18 protein-coding genes are annotated in these 16,791 nt (G+C 71.0%); 10 read left to right on the top strand and 8 right to left on the bottom strand.

Going from position 1 to position 16,791, the window contains the following annotated elements; translation table 11 throughout:
* Positions 1–202: 202 nt before the first annotated feature.
* The gene (locus tag ACWD02_RS11005) at positions 203–1,069 is read right to left on the bottom strand and encodes a hypothetical protein (protein WP_451207507.1); all 867 of its coding nucleotides are present in this window, start codon (positions 1,067–1,069) and stop codon (positions 203–205) included.
* A gap of 265 nt (positions 1,070–1,334) precedes the next feature.
* Between ACWD02_RS11005 and ACWD02_RS11000 the strand changes: the two genes are divergently transcribed.
* From ACWD02_RS11000 to ACWD02_RS10990, 3 genes are all read left to right on the top strand, one after another.
* Positions 1,335–1,688: a hypothetical protein gene (locus ACWD02_RS11000; RefSeq protein ID WP_451207504.1), complete on the top strand. Its 354-nt coding sequence runs from the start codon at positions 1,335–1,337 to the stop codon at positions 1,686–1,688.
* A gap of 318 nt (positions 1,689–2,006) precedes the next feature.
* A complete protein-coding gene (locus ACWD02_RS10995; protein WP_451207359.1) occupies positions 2,007–3,194 on the top strand; it encodes a glutathionylspermidine synthase family protein in 1,188 nt (395 codons plus the stop codon).
* Between the two features lie 173 nt (positions 3,195–3,367).
* Positions 3,368–4,153: an SAM-dependent methyltransferase gene (locus ACWD02_RS10990; protein WP_451207357.1), complete on the top strand. Its 786-nt coding sequence runs from the start codon at positions 3,368–3,370 to the stop codon at positions 4,151–4,153.
* A 37-nt stretch (positions 4,154–4,190) separates the two neighbouring features.
* Here ACWD02_RS10990 and rocD read toward each other — a convergent pair whose 3' ends face one another.
* The 4 genes from rocD to ACWD02_RS10970 form a co-directional block, all read right to left on the bottom strand.
* Positions 4,191–5,393: an ornithine--oxo-acid transaminase gene (rocD, locus tag ACWD02_RS10985; protein ID WP_451207354.1), complete on the bottom strand. Its 1,203-nt coding sequence runs from the start codon at positions 5,391–5,393 to the stop codon at positions 4,191–4,193.
* Between the two features lie 426 nt (positions 5,394–5,819).
* The gene (locus ACWD02_RS10980; protein ID WP_451207351.1) at positions 5,820–6,644 is read right to left on the bottom strand and encodes a hypothetical protein; all 825 of its coding nucleotides are present in this window, start codon (positions 6,642–6,644) and stop codon (positions 5,820–5,822) included.
* 17 nt (positions 6,645–6,661) lie between these two features.
* Positions 6,662–7,564, bottom strand: a complete 903-nt coding sequence (locus tag ACWD02_RS10975; RefSeq protein ID WP_451207348.1) for a hypothetical protein — start codon at positions 7,562–7,564, stop codon at positions 6,662–6,664.
* Entirely contained in the window at positions 7,557–8,165 is a 609-nt protein-coding gene (locus ACWD02_RS10970; protein WP_451207346.1) for an RNA polymerase sigma factor, read from the bottom strand. Before ACWD02_RS10970 ends, ACWD02_RS10975 begins: the two co-directional genes overlap by 8 nt.
* Before the next feature lie 147 nt (positions 8,166–8,312).
* On the opposite strand from ACWD02_RS10970, the gene trpS reads away from it, so the two are divergent.
* Complete coding sequence (gene trpS, locus ACWD02_RS10965; RefSeq protein WP_451207344.1) at positions 8,313–9,326, top strand: tryptophan--tRNA ligase; 1,014 nt, start codon at positions 8,313–8,315, stop codon at positions 9,324–9,326.
* A 73-nt stretch (positions 9,327–9,399) separates the two neighbouring features.
* Positions 9,400–9,987 (top strand): 2'-5' RNA ligase family protein, encoded by a 588-nt coding sequence (locus tag ACWD02_RS10960; RefSeq protein WP_451207341.1) that lies wholly within the window; start codon positions 9,400–9,402, stop codon positions 9,985–9,987.
* Positions 9,988–10,006: 19 nt separating this feature from the next.
* Here the strand turns inward: ACWD02_RS10960 and ACWD02_RS10955 are convergent, their stop codons facing one another.
* Positions 10,007–10,762 carry a decaprenylphospho-beta-D-erythro-pentofuranosid-2-ulose 2-reductase gene (locus ACWD02_RS10955; RefSeq protein WP_451207339.1) on the bottom strand — a complete coding sequence of 252 codons (756 nt, stop codon included), beginning with the start codon at positions 10,760–10,762 and terminating at the stop codon, positions 10,007–10,009.
* Positions 10,763–10,782: 20 nt separating this feature from the next.
* Complete coding sequence (locus ACWD02_RS10950; RefSeq protein WP_451207336.1) at positions 10,783–12,192, bottom strand: FAD-binding protein; 1,410 nt, start codon at positions 12,190–12,192, stop codon at positions 10,783–10,785.
* Positions 12,193–12,358: 166 nt separating this feature from the next.
* Here ACWD02_RS10950 and ACWD02_RS10945 point away from each other — a divergent pair, with 166 nt between their 5' ends.
* From ACWD02_RS10945 to ACWD02_RS10930, 4 genes are read left to right on the top strand one after another with little or no spacing between them, the layout of a single operon-like run.
* Positions 12,359–12,880 carry a phosphatase PAP2 family protein gene (locus tag ACWD02_RS10945; protein WP_451207333.1) on the top strand — a complete coding sequence of 174 codons (522 nt, stop codon included), beginning with the start codon at positions 12,359–12,361 and terminating at the stop codon, positions 12,878–12,880.
* Positions 12,873–13,814 carry a decaprenyl-phosphate phosphoribosyltransferase gene (locus ACWD02_RS10940; RefSeq protein ID WP_451207330.1) on the top strand — a complete coding sequence of 314 codons (942 nt, stop codon included), beginning with the start codon at positions 12,873–12,875 and terminating at the stop codon, positions 13,812–13,814. Before ACWD02_RS10945 ends, ACWD02_RS10940 begins: the two co-directional genes overlap by 8 nt.
* A gap of 26 nt (positions 13,815–13,840) precedes the next feature.
* The gene (locus ACWD02_RS10935) at positions 13,841–14,266 is read left to right on the top strand and encodes a GtrA family protein (protein ID WP_451207501.1); all 426 of its coding nucleotides are present in this window, start codon (positions 13,841–13,843) and stop codon (positions 14,264–14,266) included.
* Positions 14,254–15,162 carry a YihY/virulence factor BrkB family protein gene (locus ACWD02_RS10930; protein ID WP_451207328.1) on the top strand — a complete coding sequence of 303 codons (909 nt, stop codon included), beginning with the start codon at positions 14,254–14,256 and terminating at the stop codon, positions 15,160–15,162. Before ACWD02_RS10935 ends, ACWD02_RS10930 begins: the two co-directional genes overlap by 13 nt.
* Here the strand turns inward: ACWD02_RS10930 and ACWD02_RS10925 are convergent.
* Entirely contained in the window at positions 15,125–16,372 is a 1,248-nt protein-coding gene (locus ACWD02_RS10925) for a D-alanyl-D-alanine carboxypeptidase family protein (RefSeq protein ID WP_451207326.1), read from the bottom strand. The genes ACWD02_RS10930 and ACWD02_RS10925 overlap by 38 nt on opposite strands.
* 127 nt (positions 16,373–16,499) lie before the next feature.
* Between ACWD02_RS10925 and ACWD02_RS10920 the strand changes: the two genes are divergently transcribed.
* Positions 16,500–16,742: an SCO4848 family membrane protein gene (locus tag ACWD02_RS10920; RefSeq protein ID WP_451207323.1), complete on the top strand. Its 243-nt coding sequence runs from the start codon at positions 16,500–16,502 to the stop codon at positions 16,740–16,742.
* The last annotated feature ends 49 nt before the right edge of the window (positions 16,743–16,791 follow it).

The raw sequence follows: 16,791 nt of genomic DNA, 5'->3' as shown, positions 1-16,791 counted from the left end.
CGCCACGGCTACCGCGAAGCCCGGCACGGGATGGGGAGGGTCCAGCAGGGCCCGCCCTACCGGGTACTTCCCTCGGGTGAGCCCTCTGCGGTTGAGGCCTCCGTAGGGGCCGAGGCCTCCCCGAACCGCGCCAAGGCGAGCGCTCCCGCCACGGCTACCGCGAAGCCCGGCACGGGATGGGGAGGGTCCAGCAGGGCCCGCCCTACCGGGTACTTCCCTCGGGTGAGCCCTCTGCGGTTGAGCCCTCCGCAGGCGCCGAGGCCTCCCCGAACCGCGCCAAGGCGAGCGCTCCCGCCACGGCAATCGCGAACCCCAGCACCGCCACCCACTCCATCCCGCTCCGAGTCCGATCCCCGAGCCACACCACCCCCACCACCGCCGGACCGACCGTCTCCCCGATCACCATCCCCGCGGTGGCGGTCGTCACCGACCCCCGCTGCAAGGCGGACGTGAGCAGCAGGAACGCCGCGCCCCCGCCCACCAGCAAGGCGTAGGTGGCCGGGTTCCGGACCAACGCCCCCGGTGAGACGTCGTCGATGAGCCGCACCGCCACCTCCACCACCCCGAACCCGAGCCCGGCCCCGAGCCCCAGGGCCGGCGCCCGCCCCCGCCCGGACAACCGCCCGGTCACCGCGCCGAGGAGCAGCACCCCCACCGCCACGCCAAGCAGCACGTACCGCAGAGTCGTCGACCCAGTCCTCTCCCCCTCGTCCCCCGACGCGAGCCCCAGCATCGCGAGCCCCGCGCACACCACCCCCACCGCTGCCCACTCCACCCCGCTCAACCGCACCCGCAGCATCCGCGACGCCACCACCGCCGTGACGGCGAGGCTCGCGGCGAGCGCGGCACCGACGGCGTAGATCGGGATGGAGCGCAGCGCCACGATCTGCAGCAGGAACCCGAGCCCGTCGAGCCCGAGCCCCACGACGTACCGCCATTGCTTCACCGCGCGCAGCAGCAGCGCGGGGTCGACCCCGGAGCCGGTGCCCGGCGCGGTGGCGCGGGCGGCGATGGCCTGAAAGACGGAGGCCGTGCCGAAGCAGACCGCTGAACCGAGTGCGCAAATCATCCCAAGAGACACGAAGTGACTGTAGGGGAGAGGGATTCGGCTGAGCCGGTTGGCACGACGTGGGCCCCCTTACCTACGCTGATCGCCGATCGCGTACGACAACGGGGGAGCGGAAGTGCGGATGGCACCGGAGCAGCGGACCGAGCAGCGCACCGAGCGGCAGACGGAGCGGCAGACGGAGCCGCGGTCGGAGCGGACGGAGCAGCGGGAAGAACGGAAGGCCCCGCGGCGAAAGCTGCGGTCCAGCACGGTCGTACTCGGCGGGATGGGCGTCCTCGCGGCGGCCCTGACCTCGTGCGGTTCGGAGCCGGACAGGCGGTGCGTGGACCGCGACAGCTACGACCTTCTCACCGGCTACAAGATCGTTGCCGACAAGAACTGCAAGAGCGGCGCCGGTTCGTCCTCCTCGTACGGCAAGGGACGCAACAGCAGCGGCAGTTCGTACGGCACCGGGTCGGGCACGGGCACCGGAGCCGGCAAGTCCGGCCGCATGGACGCCGACTGGTACTACGACGCGGACATCGACGGCCGCCACGCCGACTACGGCACCTTCAGCCGCAGCGAGGCCGTCGACCGCGACGGCTTCGGCTGCTCGGGCAGCGGCAGCGGCGGCGGCTGATCCGGAAACGAGCGAGCCCCGAGGCACGCCACCAGCGACTCGTGACCCGCGACTCGTGACCCGCGGGCCGTGACCCGCGGGCCGTGACCCGCGGGCCGAGACCAGCGACCCGAGGCCTGAGGTCCTCGACCCGCCACCTGAGGCCGGCGACTTGAGGCCCGCGAGCCGCGATCCGAGGCCCCCGACCCGCCACCGAGGCACCCAACCTGAGGCCCGCGACCCGAGGCCCACCATCCGCGACCCCCCCACCCGAGGCTCGAGGCCCGCGACCCGCGGCTCGGGCCCGCCACTTGAGACCCGAGAGCCGAGACCGAGGCCATGGAACGCCACACCATCACCCCCCGCCCCGGCTGGCAGCAGACGGTCGAGGATCAGGGGCTCATCTACCCCCTCACCCGTTACCCCGACGACTCACTCCGCCCTTACTGGGACGAGTCCGCCTACTACGCGTTCACGCTCCCCGAGGTCGAGGCCCTGGAGGAGGTCGTCGAGGAACTGCACGCGATGTGCCTCGCGGCTGCCGAGCACATCGTCACGCAGGGGCGCCTCGCCGATCTCGGCATCACCGACCCCCGAGTGGCGGACGCGGTCATCGAGGCATGGCGCCGGCGTACCGAACTTCCCTCCCTCTACGGCCGCTTCGACCTGCATTACGACGGCAGGGGCGGCCCGGCCAAGATGCTGGAGTACAACGCCGACACCCCCACCTCGCTGGTCGAGGCCGCGAGCCCCCAGTGGTTCTGGATGGAGGAGCGCTTCCCGGGCGCCGACCAGTGGAACTCCCTCCACGAGCGCCTCGTGGACGCCTGGAAGAAGCAGGCGTCACTGCTCCCGCCCGGCGGCCCGCTGTACTTCGCGCACTCCGCGGGCGACGAACTCGGCGAGGACCTGATGACGGTCGCGTACCTGCGCGAGACCGCACAGCAGGCCGGGCTCGACACCGAGGCGATCTCCATGGAGGACATCGGCTGGGACCGGCTCTCGCGGCGCTTCGTCGACAAGAAGCTCGGCTTCATCCGCAGCTGCTTCAAGCTCTACCCGTGGGAGTGGCTGACCACGGACCGCTTCGCCCCGCACGTCCTGGAGACCCTGGACAACGGCGGCGGCACCGGCTCCACGCTGTGGATCGAGCCCGCCTGGAAAATGCTCCTCTCCAACAAGGCGCTGCTCGCCGTCCTCTGGGAGCTCTACCCCGGCCACCCCAACCTCCTGCCCGCCTACCTGGACGGCCCCCGGGAGCTGGCCTCCGAGCGGGGTTACGTCGCCAAGCCCCTCCTCGGCCGCGAAGGCGCCGGAGTCACGGTCCACCCACCGGGCGCCGAACCCCTGGTACGCGAGGACGTCTGCTGCTACCAGGAGTTGGCACCCCTGCCCGACTTCGACGGCAACCGTGTGGTGCTCGGAGCATGGGTCGTCGAGGACGAGGCGGCGGGACTGGGCATCCGGGAGTCGACGGGCCTGATCACGGACGAGTACGCGAGATTCCTCCCGCACGTAATCCTCTGAAGCCGGTCAACACAGAGCCGGGCAGCACAGAGCCGGTCAACACAGAGACCAGTCCACGCAAAGACCCGCCAACGCAGCCGCAGGCCCGACCGACCGAGGCGGCCCACCCGTCGCTCAAGTCGCCCGAGTACGCTGCCCGTTGTTCGACGACGGACTCGGAGGCGACCGCGCACATGACCGACAGCAGGATCAACACCACGCAGCCTCACACGGCCCGCATCTGGAACTACTGGCTCGGGGGCAAGGACAACTACCCCGTCGACCAGGCCGCCGGAGACCAGATCCGCACGCTGCACCCCGGCATCGGTGCCTACGCGCTGGCCGACCGGCAGTTCCTCGGGCGCGCTGTGAGCCACCTGGTGACCGAGTGCGGAATCCGGCAGTTCCTCGACATCGGCACCGGGCTGCCGACCGCCGACAACACCCACGAGGTCGCCCAGCGGATCGCCCCCGAGACCCGCGTCGTCTACGTCGACAACGACCCGCTGGTCCTCACCCACGCGCGCGCCCTCCTCACCAGCACCCCCGAGGGCAGGACCGACTACCTCGACGAGGACCTGCGCAACGTCGACACGATCCTCGAACACGCCGCCAAGACACTGGACTTCGACCAGCCGGTCGCGCTGATGCTGCTCGGAGTCGTCATCTTCATCGACGACGACTCCGAGGCGTACGGCATCGTGCGCCGCCTGCTCGACGCGCTCCCGGCCGGCAGCCACCTGGTCCTCTCGCACACGATCACCAGCCCGCAGATGCCCGACGTGGACGAAGCAGTGGCGTTCTGGAACGAGAACGGCACCCCCAAGCTGACGCAGCGCACGCCCGAGCAGGTGGTGCGTTTCTTTGACGGCCTGGAGCTCCTCGAACCCGGAGTGGTCTCGTGCAACCGCTGGCGCACGGAGACAGCGGCCGGGGTCGAGGACGTCGCCATGTTCGGCGGTGTCGGCACCAAGCGCTGACACCGGCGGCCGGCGTCAGGCGCCATCCCTCCCTGAACTACGCCAGCATGGCCCGCAGTTGGTCGAGTCCCCAGTCCAGATCCTCCTTGCTGATCACCAGCGGGGGAGCGATCCGGATCGTCGACCCGTGCGTGTCCTTGACCAGCACACCCCGGTCCATCAGTTTCTGGGAGATCTCGCGGCCCGTGCCGTGCGACGGCTCGATGTCGACGCCCGCCCACAGTCCGCGGCCCCGCACCTGCGTCACCGCGCCCGTACCGGCGAGGAGTGCCAGCTCGGCGTGCAGATGCTCGCCGAGCTCGGTGGCCCGCTGCTGGTACTCGCCCGAGCCCAGCATCGCCACGACCTCCAGCGCCACCGCGCACGCCAGCGGATTGCCGCCGAACGTCGACCCATGCTCTCCCGGCTTGAACACCCCCAGCACATCCGCGTCCGCCACCACCGCGGACACCGGCAGCACGCCCCCGCCCAGCGCCTTGCCCAGGATGTACACGTCCGGCACCACGCCCTCGTGCTCGCACGCGAACGTCCTGCCCGTCCTGCCGAGCCCCGACTGGATCTCGTCCGCCATGAAGAGGACGTTCCGCTCCCGCGTCAACTCCCGTACGCCCGCCAGATACCCGGCCGGGGGCACCAGGACCCCGGCCTCCCCCTGGATCGGCTCCAGGAGCACGGCCACGGTGTTCTCCGTGACCGCGGCCCGCATCGCCGTCAGATCGCCGTACGGCACGATCTCGAAACCTGGTGTGTACGGGCCGAAGTCCGCCCGCGCCTCCTGATCCGTCGAGAAGCTGACGATGGTCGTGGTCCGCCCGTGGAAGTTGTCGCGCGCGACGACGATCTTCGCCCGCCCGTCGGGCACGCCCTTGACCTGATACCCCCACTTCCTGGCGGTCTTCACGGCCGTCTCCACCGCTTCCGCCCCGGTGTTCATCGGCAACACCATCTCCTTGCCGCACAGCTCCGCGAGCCGTGTACAGAAGTCGGCGAACCGGTCGTGGTGGAAGGCCCGCGAGGTGAGTGTCACCCGCTCCAGCTGCGCCTTGGCGGCGTCGATCAGGCGGCGGTTGCCGTGCCCGAAATTCAGCGCCGAGTACCCGGCCAGCATGTCGAGATAGCGGCGCCCCTCGACGTCCGTCATCCAGGCACCCTCCGCCGATGCGACCACGATGGGCAGCGGGTGATAGTTGTGCGCGCTGTGCGCTTCGGCCGAGGTGATGAACTTTTCGGTAGTCGACACGGGGTCTCCGTTCGTCCTGCGGCTTGGGGCGGGTGTGGCGCCCAATTTCTATCGTCGCTCGGATCGTGGACGAAGAAACCTTCCGACCCGGCGTGCCCGATGCACTGGCCCTGACAGCACGGCGACTGGCGCACGGGGAACGGACCCCGCGGAAGCCGCCCGAGGCAGAACGGTCGAGGTGTCGCCCTCCCCCCCAGGCTCTCGGCGTTGCTCGATCAAAGCAGCCCCCATCGACACCCCTTCCCGCACCTCCCGCACATCCCTCACCTCCCGCGGTCCCGGGACCGAGCACACGCCCACCGTCGCCCATCTGATGTCCACCCACCCGGCACCGGGCCTACCGGCTCACTGACCCGTCGGCCCGGGCAGCCTGCCCGGACTGTCGCCCGCCCCGGCCGTCTCACCGGCCGGGGGTGGCCGCAGCCCTCACAGGTCCCTCAACTCCTGCCGCGGCTCGCCTTCATGAGGCCTCCGCCCCCGCAGTGACGCAAGGAGGGGACGGCGCCCGGCAAGAGGCCCCCGCAGCAGCAGCGCCCCTGCGGCGCCCGCCGCGGCGCCCGGTATCGCCCACCACCAGTCCGTGCCGCCGTCACCCGGCGTGACATCGGCCCCGCCACCCGCGGCGGTCCGCCCGGCTTCAGCCCCCGAGGCGGGCGTCGGTGGCGGGGACGAGTCCGCCCCCGGCGATATCGCGTGTCCGCCCTTGTCCGACGGCGGCCCCAGGACCCCGAGCTTCTTGAACAGCGCCGTCAGACGCGCCGGGTCCTTCGCCTTGTGCCAGACGCCCTTCATGGACGCGACGTCCGTCGCGGTGTGGATCCACACCACATCGGCGCCCTTGCTGTCGTTGCTGTCGTTGCCGTCGGCGTTGTTCCTGGAGCCGGTGGCCATCGGGTAAGCCCGGTCCACCCGCCACGGCTGCACGTCGTGGGCCATCCACGTCACCGTGACCTGACGCCGTCCGTCGCTCATGGCCAGGCCGGGTGGCTGCTCGCGCTGGCCCTTGCCCATGTCGGCGCCGAGGTACCCGAGTGACTCCTCCAGCGCCGCATACTCCTTGGCGGTCCTGTAGAGCGCCGTGCTCTGCCCGCTCTCCGGCGCGACCACGAGGACGCTCGTCGACCCTCCCGCCACCGCCTGCGGCGCTCCCGCCACCACCAGCGCCAGCGTGGCCGCGAACCCCGCCACCGACCCGCACACTGCCCTTGCCGTCCGCATCCGCATGTCGATCCCCCAGTCGCTCTCCGGCACGATCCGTCCGCACCGCGTCACTTCTGGTACACCGCCCGAGCCCCGCGGGTTCCCTGTTCGCCCGGACCGACTGAAACTGATGTCCCGATCTCCAGGGCCCGCTCCTTGGACGCCACGCCCTCGAGGCGCAGCGTGAGCTTCGGGCCGTGCGTCCACAGGAGCGTCGGACCCGCCGTGCGTTCGGACCGCGTCCATCGGTCGCCGTCGCCCTCCACCATCCAGAACGTGAGCCGATGGGGGCGCGGGAACCACAGCCCCGTCTCAGGGCCGACCTCGACCCACTCGGGATACTCCGTCACCCTCTTGCTGAAGCTCGGGTCGAGCCGTGCCCCGAACTCATCGAGCCGTATCGTCCGGGCCCCGTCGCGCCAGCACAGGGTGACCACGACGCGCGCGCCCGGCTCCCGCGTCACCGCCACGGCGTCCGGCGTGCCCAGGGCGTCCGGCACCGCAGGCACGAACCCGGCCCGCCGCTCGGCCTCGGACAGGCTGACCCCGGCACCGCATCCCGGCACGCCCGCTTCGGTCGGCGGAGTCGCCGACGGGTCATACCGCACCTCGACCCCGCCGAAGTCGAACCATTCGAAGACCGCGGCCCGCACCGGCGGCGTGAGCACCGCCGCCGTCAGAAGCCCGCACAGCGCCGCCGTCAGGATCCTCCGGCGCGCCCGCAGCCACGACCGCAGCCGGGAAAGGAGCCCCGGCGGCTCGGCGACCGGGGTCGGCGCCGATTCCGCGATGATCTGAGCGATGACCCGCTCGGCCATCGTCGCGCCGGAGACCCCTGGCGGATCGAGGGATCGGCCGAGCGACCGCAACTCCTCGGGAAGCCGCCGGGCATCGCTGCCTCTGGCCCGCCCGGCGCCGCCACCGCCGCGACCTTCGCCTCGACTGTCCTGATCGTCGTCCCGCTCACTCATGCCCGGCACCTCCTTCCGGCCCCTGCGGCAGGATGCGCTCCAGCTTGCGCAGCGCGCGGTTCAGCCGGGACTTCACCGTGCCCCGCGGCCAGCCAAGCGCCTGGGCCGTCTCCGCCTCGTCCATCTCCAGGAGATAGCGGTACGTGACGACCAGGCGGTGCTCCTCGCTCAGCCGGTCGAGCGCGGCGAGCAAGGCCGCCCGGCGCTCGTCCCGCAGCGCCGCGACCGCCGGGTCCGCCGATTCCGGTATCAGCGGCTCCGCCTCCGCGAGTGCCGCCTCACGTCCGACGAGCGACCGCTGCCGGACCGCCGAACGCACTGTGTTCCTCGTCTCATTGGCGACGATCGAGAGCAGCCACGGCTTGAACGCCGAACCGTCCCTGAACCGCCCCAAGGAGCAGTACGCCTTGAAAAAGGCCTGCTGCACCACGTCTTCCGCGTCCGCTCCCGCCCCGAGTGCCACGGCCGCCCTGAGCGCGACCCCGGTAAAGGCGCGCACCAGTTCCGCGTACGCCTCCGCCTCCCCGGCGCGCACACGTGCGATCACCGCACCCTCGTCGACGACGCGGCCCCCCTCCAGGACCTCCCCCTGTGCCCTCACACTCTTGATACACCGGCCGGACGTGATCGGTTCCGCATTCGCGAGGACCGGATCCGGGCGGGTGGGACACGGCCGCGGGACAAGATCGCGGCACACCCGTCACATGGCTGTTTCCGAGCAATGAGAGACACCTGAGAGAATGGCTCCATGGCCCTTGATCGTCCTCGCGTGCTCTCCGGAATCCAGCCCACCGCAGGCTCGTTCCACCTCGGCAACTACCTTGGCGCGGTCCGCCAGTGGGTGGCGCTGCAGGAGTCCCACGACGCGTTTTACATGGTGGTGGACCTGCACGCGATCACGATCCCGCAGGACCCGGCCGAGCTCCGTGCCAACACCCGGCTCGCCGCCGCCCAGCTCCTGGCCGCCGGTCTCGACCCGGAGCGCTGCACGCTCTTCGTCCAGAGCCACGTCCCCGAGCACGCCCAGCTCGGCTGGATCATGAACTGCCTCACGGGCTTCGGCGAGGCGTCGCGCATGACGCAGTTCAAGGACAAGGCGGCCAAGCAGGGCGCGGACCGCGCCTCCGTGGGCCTCTTCACGTACCCCGTGCTGCAGGTCGCGGACATCCTGCTCTACCAGGCCAATCAGGTCCCGGTCGGTGAGGACCAGCGCCAGCACATCGAGCTGACCCGCGACCTCGCGGAGCGTTTCAACGGCCGCTTCGGCGAGACGTTCACCGTCCCGGCGGCGTACATCCTCAAGGAGACGGCCAAGATCTTCGACCTTCAGGACCCGTCGATCAAGATGAGCAAGTCGGCGTCCACCCCGAAGGGCCTGATCAACCTCCTGGACGAGCCCAAGGCCACCGCGAAGAAGGTCAAGAGCGCGGTCACCGACACCGACACGGTCGTGCGGTACGACACGGTGGACAAGCCGGGTGTCAGCAACCTCCTCACGATCTACTCCACGCTCACCGGTACCGGTATCCCGGAACTGGAGCAGAAGTACGCCGGCAAGGGCTACGGTGCGCTGAAGACTGACCTCGCCGACGTCATGGTCGACTTCGTGACGCCCTTCCGGGACCGGACCCAGGCCTACCTGGACGACCCGGAGACGCTCGACTCGATCCTGGCCAAGGGTGCGGAGAAGGCGCGTGCCGTCGCCGCGGAGACCCTCGCGCAGGCGTACGACAAGGTGGGCCTCCTGCCCGCCAAGCACTGAGCCACACAGTCCCCTGCACCACGCCAAACACAACAGCGCCCTCTGCCCGCCACCCGACCGACAGGAGTACGACGTGGGGACCGTAACGATCGGTGTGTCGATCGCGGTCCCGGAGCCTCACGGCAGCCTGCTCCAGGAGCGGCGCGCGGGCTTCGGGGACCCCGCGGCACACGGCATCCCCACCCACGTCACGCTGCTGCCGCCGACCCTGGTGGACGCGGCGGCGCTGCCCGCCGTGGAGGCGCACCTGGGGGCCGTCGCGGCCGCCGGGCGCCCCTTCCCGATGCGGCTCTCCGGGACGGGCACGTTCCGGCCGCTGTCGCCCGTCGTCTTCGTCCAGGTGGTGGCGGGCGGGTCGGCCTGTGGCTGGCTTCAGGAGCGGGTGCGGGACGCGTCCGGGCCCATCGCGCGCGAGCTGCAGTTCCCGTACCACCCGCACGTCACGGTGGCGCACGGCATCTCCGAAGAGGCCATGGACCGGGCGTACGCGGAGCTTTCCGAGTACGAGGCCGAGTGGCCCTGCACCGGCTTCGCGCTCTACGAGCAGGGCGCGGACGGCGTGTGGCGCAAGCTGCGCGAGTTCGCCTTCGGCGGTGGCGGCCCGGTCGTTCCTCCGCAGGCGGCGGCCCCCGCCGCGCACGGCACGCTGCCCGCCCGCTGACCGGCGCCCCCGAGGAGCCTCACACCGGAAGCCGCCGGAACACCGTCCGCGGCACGTGCCGCAGTGCCGACATGACCACTCGCAGCGCGCCCGGCACCCACACCGTCTCCGAGCGCCGCCGCAGCCCCGTCTCGATGGCCTCGGCGACCGCTTCCGGAGTGGTGGCCATGGGTGCCTCCTCCAGGCCCGCCGTCATCTTGGAGCGCACGAAGCCGGGCCGGACGACCATCACGTGCACCCCCGTGCCGTGCAGCGCGTCGCCCAGGCCCTGGGCGAAGGCGTCGAGGCCCGCCTTGCTCGACCCGTAGATGAAGTTCGAGCGGCGGGCGCGTTCGCCGGCGACCGAGGAGAGCACCACCAGGGAGCCGTGCCCCTGGGCCTGCTGCGAGCGCGCGCACACCAGCCCGGCCGAGACCGCCCCGGTGTAGTTCGTCTGCGCGACCCGCACCGCCGACAGCGGCTCGTCCTCGTCGCGTGCCTGGTCACCGAGGATGCCGAAGGCCAGCAGGACCATGTCGATGTCGCCCTCGGCGAAGATCTTCCCGAGGGTGGCCTCGTGCGACTCGGAGTCGAGCGCGTCGAAGGCGACGGTGCGGACGTCCGCACCCATGTCGCGCAGGCCCGCTGCGGCCGTCTCCAGGCCCGGGGACGGCCGCCCGGCCAGCCACACGGTACGGGTGCGCCGCGCGACCAGACGGCGGGCCGTGGCGAGGCCGATCTCGGAGGTGCCGCCGAGTACGAGCAGGGACTGGGGGGTGCCGAAGGCGTCCTTCATGGGACCAACTCCTGGAGTTGCTAGAGGGCGAGGCGGCGCGAGAGGTCCGAGCGGAACACGCCGCGCGGGTCGAGGTCGGCCCGCAGCGCGCGGAAGTCGTCGAGCTTCGGATACATCGCGGCGAGCATCTCCGGCCGCAGGCGGGAGTCCTTGGCCAGGTAGACGCGGCCGTCGGCGGCAGCGACCTCCTCGTCGAGGTCGTCGAGGAAGGCGCCGAGCCCCGGCAGTCCTGCCGGGATGTCCAGGGCGAGGGTCCAGCCGGGCATCGGGAAGGAGAGCCAGCCCGGATCGCCCTCTCCGAAGCGCTTCAGCACGGCGAGGAAGGACGGGCAGCCGCGCTCCGAGATGCGTCGCACGATGCGCCGCAGGGCCTCTTCCTTGCCGTATCCGACGACGAATTGGTACTGCACGAATCCGCCGCGGCCGTACACGCGGTTCCAGTGCGGGACGCCGTCCAGGGGGTGGAAGAACGTCGACATCTTCTGGAGTTCGCCCACGCGCGAGCGGGGCGCCTTGCGGTACCAGAGCTCATTGAAGAGCCCCACCGACCTGCGGCCGAGCAGCCCGTCGGGCAGGAAGCGCGGGGCGGGGGGCAGTTGCCCGGGGCGGAACGTGAGCGGGGCTCTACGCGCGCGTGGCGGGAGGGCGTCCAGGGGAGCGTGATCGCCGCGTGTGAGCACCGAGCGGCCCATCGACGCCCCCCGCGCGAGGAGGTCGATCCACGCCACGGAGTAGCGATAGCGGTGGTCGGTGGCGGTGAGGCGGGCCATCAGGTCGTCCAGGTCGGTGGCGCGCTCCGTGTCCACCGTCATCAACGAGGTCTCGACCGGCTGCAGTTGCAGCGTCGCGGCGAGGATCACGCCGGTCAGGCCCATGCCGCCCGCCGTCGCGTCGAACAGGGGGGTGCCGCGCTCGACCGCCTGCACCGTGCCGTCGGCGGTGAGCAGTTCGACGGCCATCACGTGGCGCGAGAAGGACCCGGAGCCGTGGTGGTTCTTGCCGTGGATGTCCGCGCCGATCGCGCCGCCCACGGTCACATAGCGGGTCCCCGGAGTGACCGGCACGAACCAGCCGAGCGGGAGCAGGACTTCCATCAGGCGGTGCAGGGAGACCCCGGCGTCGCACAGGACGGTGCCCGCGTCGGCGTCGATGGCGTGCACGCGGTCCATGCCGGTCATGTCGAGTACCGCGCCGCCGGCGTTCTGTGCGGCGTCCCCGTACGCCCTCCCAAGGCCTCTGGCGATGCCTCCGCGCTCCCCGCACGCCTGGAGGGCCGCCACGGCCTCCTCGGGCGAACGGGGGCGGATCAGACGGGCGGTGGACGGGGCGGTGCGTCCCCAGCCCGACACGGACACGAACGGCGCCAGGGGTGCGGCCTCGGGCGCCGTCGCGGTCGCGGGGTCGGCGGGCGGAGCGGAGTCGGCAGGCATACACGTGACCGTATCGTCCGAGCAAGGGCAGTTTGCCCATATTCGTCAGAGCTCTCACCGAAATGGGTGATTGATGGAGTGTCGTCGTATATTGCCGTAAATATTGAGAGGTCGCCTAGAAGAGTCGGGAGGTCAGGTCCTTGAAGTCCCCGGAGAAGGAGGCCACATGCACGACATGGACCACCGGCTGCTGTCGGCCCTGCGCGACTGCGGCTCCGACGCGCGCGTGGCCGCCGCCGCACGGGCCCTGTCCTGGACCGGCGAGCACGGCGCCCTCTGGATCGTCGCGGGGCTCGCGGGCGCCGCGGTCGACCGCGAACGGCGCGGCATGTGGCTGCGCGCCACGGCACTGACCGCCGCCGCGCACCTGGCCAGCATGGGCGTCAAACGCGTCGTACGGCGTCCGCGTCCCGGCGCTGACACGGGCACGGAGCCCCTCGTCAGGACCGCGGGCCGGCACTCCTTCCCCAGTTCGCACGCCACTTCGGCCGCCGCGGCCACCGTGGCGTACGGCGCGTTGAGTCCTCTGGGAGCCCGCGTCGTCCCGCCGCTCGCCGCCGCGATGTGCGTCTCGCGGATGGTCGTCGGCGTCCACTACCCGAGCGACGTGGCGGCCGGGGCGGCCCTCGGCGCCCTCACCGCGCGCGTGGGCTCCGCCTGGATGAACGGGAGCCGCGCGCATGGCTGACCGCACCGCCCTGCTCGAACGCCCCCGGCCGCCCCGGCCGTCCGGCACCGGCTCGCTGGCCCTGCCGCTCGGGCTCCTGAAGACCGCGCGCCCCCGCCAGTGGGTGAAGAACGTCCTGGTCGTCGCGGCACCCGCCGCCGCGGGTGAACTCTTCTCGCGCCACTCGCTCGTCCAACTCGTCCTGGTGTTCGCACTGTTCACGGCCGCCGCGTCCGCCGTCTACCTCATCAACGACGCGCGCGACGCCGATGCCGACCGCGCACACCCCACCAAGTGCCGCAGACCGGTCGCCGCCGGGCAGGTGCCGGTGACGGTCGCGTACGCCGTCGGCGGGCTGCTCGCCGTGCTCGCGCCATTGGCCGCCGCCGCGTTCTGCACACCCCTGACCGCGGGCTTGCTCGGCGCCTACGTAGTGATGCAACTGGCCTACTGCGTCAGCCTCAAGCACATCCTGGTCGTCGACCTCGCCGTCGTCACCACGGGCTTCCTGATGCGGGCGATGATCGGGGGAGTGGCACTCGACATCCCGCTCTCACGCTGGTTCCTGATCACCACGGGCTTCGGCGCCCTCTTCATGGTCGCCGCCAAGCGCTACTCCGAAGCCGTGCAGATGTCAGGAAAAGCAGGCGCCACGCGCGCGTTGCTCACCGAATACACCACCGGCTACCTCCGCTTCGTCTGGCAGCTCGCCGCCGGGGTCGCCGTCCTCGCGTACTGCCTGTGGGCCATGGAGAGCGGCGGTACCGCGAACGGCCTGCTGCCCTGGCGGCAGCTGTCGATGGCCGCCTTCGTCCTCGCCGTCCTGCGCTACGCCGTCTTCGCCGACCGGGGCACGGCGGGCGAGCCCGAGGACGTCGTCCTGCGCGACCGTGCGCTGGCCGTCATCGGCCTGGTGTGGATCGCGATGTACGCCCTCGCGGTCGCCGACTGGTGAGCGCCCTCAGGGAGCGGCTCCGGGCCATGGGCCCCGAACTGCTCGGCTTCGCCGCCGCCGGGATCTGTGCGTACGCCGTCGACCTCGGCCTCTTCGTCTGGCTGCGCGGCCCCGCAGGCCTCGACCCGCTGACCGCCAAGGCGCTGTCCTTCGTGGCCGGCTGCACGGTCGCCTACGCGGGCAACGCGCTCGGCACCTACCGGCGGCGCGAGGCGGCGGGCGTCTCGCGCCTTCGGCAGTACGGCATCTTCTTCGCCGTCAACATCGCCGGCGCAATGGTGCAGCTGCTCTGCATCGCGGTGTCCCACTACGGCCTCGGCCTCACCTCACAGCGCGCGGACACCATCTCCGGGGCGGGAGTCGGCATGGCACTCGCCACGGTTCTGCGCTTCTGGGGTACCCGGACCTTGGTCTTCCGCACAACGGGCAGGGAGGCATCATGGACTGGCTGAAAAAGCTCCCCGGCATCGGGCCCCTGGTGGAGCGCCTGATGCGCACGCACGCGTGGAGCGCGTACGAGCGGCTCGACAACGTGCACTGGACGCGCCTCGCCGCGGCGATGACGTTCATCAGCTTCCTCGCGCTCTTCCCACTGATCACCGTCGCCGCCGCGGTCGCCGCCGCGACACTCTCCAAGAGCCAGCAGAACAAGCTCGAGGACAGCATCTCCAAGCAGGTCCCCGGCATCTCCGAGCAGCTGAACCTGGACGCCCTGGTCGCCAACGCGGGCACCGTCGGGCTCATCGCGGGCGCCCTGCTGCTCTTCACCGGCATCGGCTGGGTCGGCTCGATAAGGGAGTGCCTGCGGGTCGTCTGGGAGCTGGAGGACACCGACGAGAACCCCGTCATGCGCAAGATCAAGGACGCCGGGGTGCTCATCGGACTCGGCGGCGCGGGCCTCGCGTCCGTCGTGGCGTCGACCCTCGCGTCGACCGCCGTCGGCTGGAGCGCCGACCTCATCGGGATCTCCGAGGACGGCTGGGGCGGGCTGCTGCTGCAGGTGATCGCGTTCGCCATCGCCGTCCTCGCGGACTTCCTGCTGCTGCTCTACGTCCTGACACTGCTGCCGGGCGTCCAGCCGCCCCGACGGCACCTGATCACCGCCGGTCTGATCGGCGCGGCCGGATTCGAGCTGCTCAAGCTGCTGCTCGGCGGCTACATGAAGGGCGTCGCCACGAAGAGCATGTACGGAGCCTTCGGAGTGCCCGTCGCGCTGCTCCTGTGGATCAACTTCACCGCGAAACTCCTGCTGTTCTGCGCCGCCTGGACGGCGACGCGGAAGCAGCGACGAGAAGACGAACAGGGCGAGGTCAGCGGCGGCTCTTCGGCAGCGGCAGCCGGCGGCTGATCACGAACCATCCGGCGGCGATCAGCGCGAGGACACCGGCCGCGATCCCGAGCGCGACGCCGGCACCGCCGCCCGACTCCTTGGCGGAGGCGTGCGCCACGTTCTTCGACGAGTCCGACCCGCCCTTGCCCGCGCCGGGAGCGCCCTTGCCGCTGCCCGTACCGGCACTCTTCGGAGCGACCAGTTCGCCCACCGGCTCGACCTTGCCGGAGGCCTTGAAGCCCCAGTCGAGGAGCCGCTCGGTCTCCTTGTAGACCGCGTGCTGCTCACCGGAGTCGGGGTTCATGACGGTCACGAGCAGCACCTTGCCGTTGCGCTCCGCGACACCGGTGAAGGTGTTGCCCGCGTTCGTCGTGCTGCCGTTCTTGACGCCCGCGATGCCCTTGTAGGGGTCGAGGCCGTAGTCACCCGTGAGGAGCCGGTTGGTGTTCTGGATCTCGAAGGACCCGCGCTTCTTCTTGCCCTTGTCCTTGCCCTTCTTGACCTTCGTGGTCTCACCGGGGAACTTGGCGGTGGCCGTCGAGCAGTACTCGCGGAAGTCCTTCTTCTGCAGCCCGGAGCGGGCGAACAGCGTCAGGTCGTACGCGGAGGAGACCTGCCCCTTCTCGTCGTAGCCGTCCGGGCTGACCACGTGCGTGTCCAGGGCCTGCAGCTCCTCGGCGTGCGACTGCATGTCCTTGACGGTCTGCGGGACACCGCCGTTCATCGCCGACAGGACGTGCACCGCGTCATTGCCCGACTTCAGGAAGACGCCGAGCCACAGGTCGTGGACCGTGTACGTCTCGTTCTCCTTGATGCCGACCATGCTGCTGCCCGCGCCGATGCCCGCCATGTCGGAGAGCTCGACCTTGTGCTTCTGCGTCTTGGGGAACTTCGGCAGGACCGTGTCCGCGAAGAGCATCTTCAGGGTGCTCGCCGGGGCAAGCCGCCAGTGCGAGTTGTGCGAGGCGAGCACCTCGCCCGTCTCGGCGTCGGAGACCATCCAGGAGCGCGCCGACAGGTCCTTGGGGAGGACGGGAGCGCCCGCCTTCAGGCTCACCTGGGTGCCCGGCTCGCCGAGCTTGGCGCCGCCGACCGTCGACATGGAAGCCGGCGGCTTGGGCTTCTTCTCGCCTCCCGGTTTGTCGTCCGCCCACGCGGGAGCCGTGGTCGACATGGTGAGCAATGCGACGGAAGTGACCAACAAGGCGGTCTTTTTTACGGCAGGCACGGACGAGAACGTACAGGGCGCCGCTGTGGACGTCTCCGCCGAGGTGGGCTGTGCCGTGTGCGGCTGGGGCGGTCCGGTCTCCCCACCCCGGCGGCGGTGCGGAAGGGAGGCTCGCGATACTGAACGCATGAAGCTCAGCCGCCCGGTCTCCTGGTTCCTGCTCGCCTTCGGTGTGTGGAGCTGGTTCATCTGGATCACTTTCGTCAAGAACCTGTGGAAGGACGGCAGTGGGCTCGCCTTCGATGACGCAGGCGACCCGACCGCGTACTTCTGGGTGCACCTGACGCTCGCCGTCGCCTCCTTTGTCTTGGGGACGGTGGTTGGGGCCATCGGGTTGCGCGGAGTCCGTGCTCTGCGCTGTACGTCATAGCTGATCGGTGAAGCCGATCGGTCACTTCGGGCACTGCTGAGGGGCGCAC

It is taken from the genome of Streptomyces sp. NPDC002853, from assembly GCF_053591915.1.
This window is presented reverse-complemented; position numbering and strand designations above follow the sequence as displayed.

Excerpts from the sequence above, each read along its gene's own strand:
- ACWD02_RS11005 (WP_451207507.1), bottom strand. The coding sequence starts at position 1,069 with ATGATTTGCGCACTCGGTTCAGCGGTCTGCTTCGGCACGGCCTCCGTC.
- ACWD02_RS11000 (WP_451207504.1), top strand. The coding sequence starts at position 1,335 with ATGGGCGTCCTCGCGGCGGCCCTGACCTCGTGCGGTTCGGAGCCGGAC.
- ACWD02_RS10995 (WP_451207359.1), top strand. The coding sequence starts at position 2,007 with ATGGAACGCCACACCATCACCCCCCGCCCCGGCTGGCAGCAGACGGTC.
- ACWD02_RS10990 (WP_451207357.1), top strand. The coding sequence starts at position 3,368 with ATGACCGACAGCAGGATCAACACCACGCAGCCTCACACGGCCCGCATC.
- ACWD02_RS10975 (WP_451207348.1), bottom strand. The coding sequence starts at position 7,564 with ATGAGTGAGCGGGACGACGATCAGGACAGTCGAGGCGAAGGTCGCGGC.
- trpS (WP_451207344.1), top strand. The coding sequence starts at position 8,313 with ATGGCCCTTGATCGTCCTCGCGTGCTCTCCGGAATCCAGCCCACCGCA.
- ACWD02_RS10955 (WP_451207339.1), bottom strand. The coding sequence starts at position 10,762 with ATGAAGGACGCCTTCGGCACCCCCCAGTCCCTGCTCGTACTCGGCGGC.
- ACWD02_RS10950 (WP_451207336.1), bottom strand. The coding sequence starts at position 12,192 with ATGCCTGCCGACTCCGCTCCGCCCGCCGACCCCGCGACCGCGACGGCG.
- ACWD02_RS10945 (WP_451207333.1), top strand. The coding sequence starts at position 12,359 with ATGCACGACATGGACCACCGGCTGCTGTCGGCCCTGCGCGACTGCGGC.
- ACWD02_RS10940 (WP_451207330.1), top strand. The coding sequence starts at position 12,873 with ATGGCTGACCGCACCGCCCTGCTCGAACGCCCCCGGCCGCCCCGGCCG.
- ACWD02_RS10935 (WP_451207501.1), top strand. The coding sequence starts at position 13,841 with ATGGGCCCCGAACTGCTCGGCTTCGCCGCCGCCGGGATCTGTGCGTAC.
- ACWD02_RS10930 (WP_451207328.1), top strand. The coding sequence starts at position 14,254 with ATGGACTGGCTGAAAAAGCTCCCCGGCATCGGGCCCCTGGTGGAGCGC.
- ACWD02_RS10920 (WP_451207323.1), top strand. The coding sequence starts at position 16,500 with ATGAAGCTCAGCCGCCCGGTCTCCTGGTTCCTGCTCGCCTTCGGTGTG.